Raw genomic sequence first — 3,904 nt, forward strand, 5'->3', positions numbered from 1 at the left:
ATGAAGACAAAGCATAGACAGTTCTGACTCAGCAGGATTATTGCTTCTTAATTTGCTATTATTTCCATAAAAAATAAAATCGTTAACTCCATTCCAGCGCTCAACTACATTGAGTCCTTCATGTATTTCTCTTCTTAAGTTTATAGAGCTTAAATATTGACATAAAAATATTGTTTTTATTACCTTACCTAATTCTGTAAGAGCTTGAAAGACAGGATGCTTTAGATTATTCGCTGTAAATCGTTTCATAATATTTTCAGCATTTGTATGACTTAATTTTAAAGCGGTGGTGTACTTTATAATTTGATCGTACTGTTCCTCTATTAAATTCCATTTAATAGGTCTTGATAAAATATCTGTTAAATTACTGTAATTAGACGAATCATTTTTATTAGTATAGTAAAGCTTCTGTTTACTTATATTACTTAATCTAGGTAAAAGTTTAAAACCAAGAATATATGAAAAAGCAAAACCTACTTCACTTTGCCCATGTGTATCAACATAATTCTTTTCTACATTCTTGTTAGAGGAATGTCTTAAAATACCTTCTATCATTGAAGAAACTTCTGATGATAAACAACTCTTTAGCTGCGAGTATATACAAATAGAGTTTCTATCAACATGCCAATATACCATAACTCCAGTGTTTCTATATCTTGGATGAAACTGACTCATAAGATTTTGATCTGAAGCTTTAAAATGTGTAGAGTCAGAAGCTAAAGAAGTAGAACAGTTTTCCCAGACTTCTGGCACTTGTATACTAAGGAGATAATTAATCATTTTACGAATAGCTTCCCTGAGATTATCAGGGTCAAAATATCTATCTTTTATATACTGTAATTCTGAGTAGGAAACATTATTACTACCTGCGCTAACACTTTTTAGACCAGTATTAGTTCCATAACCTAATATAGCCAAAAGAAGTCTTTTTCTTACAATCTCTTTATCTAATATTTCTTTATCACCACTATAATAAAATTCATTAATAAAGTCAGTAAGTACATTAGCCTCTTTTAGAACATCTAATAAACTAGTATTTGACCATTTTTGAGTTACTTCTTTTTTGATTTTATTTAACTGCGGTGGTTCATTTTGTTTTCTAAGCTTTTCTATTTTTATATGACTTTTATTACTCTTTCTAGTTATTGAAACATACTTGTTACTAATAATACTTTTATTAAATTGATTAAGATTCTTTGTTAAAGCCTTTTTGAGTTTGGTAGTAAAGCCTTTTTCACTAATAGGTTGATTTAATAAATTATAGTAATCCTCTCTTATACTATCAAAGTCTTGTGGTAAATCATTTTCTGGGTCTCTATATAAATAAGCATTCTTTAGCCATATTTCTTTAACTCTTAGTTTATTTCTAAGATTATGTAGTGTGCACAACTCATAATCTATTCTTTTGACATTGTCACCAGAATCATTTTCTTCAATAACATGCTGTTGATATGATGATTTTATAACCTTATCTATAGGAGGCAAGTTTTTATAGAATGTAGATGATTGATCAAGATTATCTTTGATATGAGATAATGCTTCTATAAAATTTTTATAGTTTTTATTATTTGTATTAAAGTCTAATAGTTTAATTATTGGAGATAAAATTCTTCTATAGTATCCAACATAGGACTTTCTAGCCTTTAAATAAATGATATCTTTATACCCGATTTGATAATCACCTTCACTTTTACTTCTTATCTTTTTTAACTGATTTTTTGAAATTACTGAATATATTGCTTCTTTTACTATATTGTCTTCATGACTAAAAATAGTATCAATTAATAAATTTAAAATACTCTTTCTACTATAGCTTTGTTTTATATTTGTACTTGCTCCTAACTCTTTTATTAACCTTTTTTCTGCTGAGTTAAATATTTGGTGCGTAACTCTAACAAGAATGTCCACAAAACTATCTATTAATTCTCGTTTTCTAATATGACAGAATATTGACAAGAGAGCATAACGACGAATTTCAGGCATATTTTTAATAGCGTGAGGATACTTTGAGCAAATATTGCGATACTGCCTATTTAACTCACTTTCAGTTATCTCAACGATGCTCTTTGGGAGATTTAAAGATAATAAGAATTCTAGCTTTTCAGCTTCTTTTTTTACTGTATCGGCACTTAATCCTTTTGGCCAGCGTTTAATATACTTAAACCTGGATATTGACATGTCATGATTAAGCATAAGACCATCTAAAAAAGCTTTTGTTTGATTATCTAAACTTTGTGAAATTGACTCAAGGTACTCTTGCTCATACTTATATCTAATATTTTTTATTATATTAGTTAAAGTATAATCACTTACTTTTTCTATTTTATTCTTATATAGAAAGTCATAAACTTTATTTTTTATATGTTCATTTCTAAATGTCTTATGGCTATGCATGAGCTCTATAATATAGTCTGATACAAGCTTATTATGCTCTGGAGATAATACTTGTGTTTTGCTGTAATCTCTTATCACTTGACGATAATTATGAAGTGTTTTATCCGATGGAATATTTATTTGCGTTTTAACATCTAGTCTAGCTGAAATAGAAATCAGTAGAGATCTTGAGAATTTTGGTGGATTAGTAAAGAATTCATTACAGCGCTGGTAATGTTTCACATATAAGACAAAGAAAAGTCTATACTTATGCGGTTTATCTGAAGCTAAGTCAAAAAGTTCTTTTGGGACATCAGAGCTATACCTAGCCATTATTCAAATCTCTTTCGATAATTCATCTTCTAATTCCGCGATAGTTGGCAAATTAGTTTTTAAATCTTCAGGTAGGCTATTTTCTAGTTTATACTCAGCTAACCCAATTGGTTTAGTCATATCTCGTAGAGTATATTCAGCAAGCACATTGTTTTTTGTCTTACATAAGATTAGTCCTATTGATGGATTATCATTAGGGTGTTTTACAGTATCATCTATAGCTGATAAATAGAAATTCATTTTACCAGCATATTCAGGCTTGAACTCTTTATCTTTAAGTTCTATAACAACAAAGCAACGTAGTTTTAAGTGATAGAATAACAAATCTATATAAAAGTCTTGTTCTCCTACTTCCAAGTGGTATTGTCGACCAACAAAAGCAAAGCCAGCTCCTAGTTCCAGTAAGAATTTCTCCATATGTGAACATAAAGCCTTCTCTACTTCTCTTTCTTTAGCTTGTTCACCAATATTTAAAAAATCAAATGTGTATGGATCTTTTAATGTTTCAATTGCAAGCTCAGATTGAGGATGCGGTAACTTATTTTTGAAGTTAGTTATAGCCATTCCTTCTCTTAGATGTAGCTTTGTTTCTAATTGAATATTTAGTATGCTCCTAGACCATCCATTCTCAATAGTTTTATTAACATAAAACATTCTCGAATCAAAATCAGATAACCTATTCATGATGACAATTATATGACCCCAAGGCAATTGTGCAACAAGCTGTTGCACAAGTTCTAAGTTATCAAATTCTGCTGCGAATTTTCTCATGTATTTTAGATTTCTAGGACTAAAACCTTTAAGTTCAGGAAATGCTGACTGTAAGTCTTTTGATAGTTTATCTATTACCTTTGATCCCCAGCTACTCTTTTTCTGTGAAAATATAATAGAGCTTCCAATCTCATAGTAAAGTAGAATCAACTCTTTATTTACATTCAAAGCTGCTTTTTGCTGAGATGATACAACACGTTTTTTGAGTTGTTGTAATAAATCATCATAATTTTCAAGAGGTATTATTTTACTTTGCATAGACTAACAAAAGTTCCTATAATGGCCAGTATCGGTCAAATAATTGACCAATATAAGATATATTATAAGCAAAATAATATCATAAAATGTGCAAGTACGAAAGGCTAATTATAAATAGGAACTTCAAGCAACTTTGCATATTTTGATCCGTTCCTTAGGTTTAGGCCTA

2 protein-coding genes are annotated in these 3,904 nt (G+C 29.4%); both read right to left on the reverse strand.

What is annotated here, in order from left to right:
* Positions 1-2,706 (reverse strand): Tn3 family transposase (locus F3D57_RS10035; protein ID WP_150466149.1); only part of this gene is annotated, 2,706 nt, incomplete at its 3' end.
* 3 nt (positions 2,707-2,709) lie between these two features.
* Positions 2,710-3,735 carry a YhcG family protein gene (locus F3D57_RS10040; protein ID WP_150466150.1) on the reverse strand — a complete coding sequence of 342 codons (1,026 nt, stop codon included), beginning with the start codon at positions 3,733-3,735 and terminating at the stop codon, positions 2,710-2,712.
* Positions 3,736-3,904: the final 169 nt, after the last annotated feature.

It is taken from the genome of Francisella sp. SYW-2, assembly GCF_008711475.1.
GTDB lineage: Bacteria > Pseudomonadota > Gammaproteobacteria > Francisellales > Francisellaceae > Francisella > Francisella salimarina.

Excerpts from the sequence above, each read along its gene's own strand:
- F3D57_RS10040 (WP_150466150.1), bottom strand. The coding sequence starts at position 3,735 with ATGCAAAGTAAAATAATACCTCTTGAAAATTATGATGATTTATTACAA.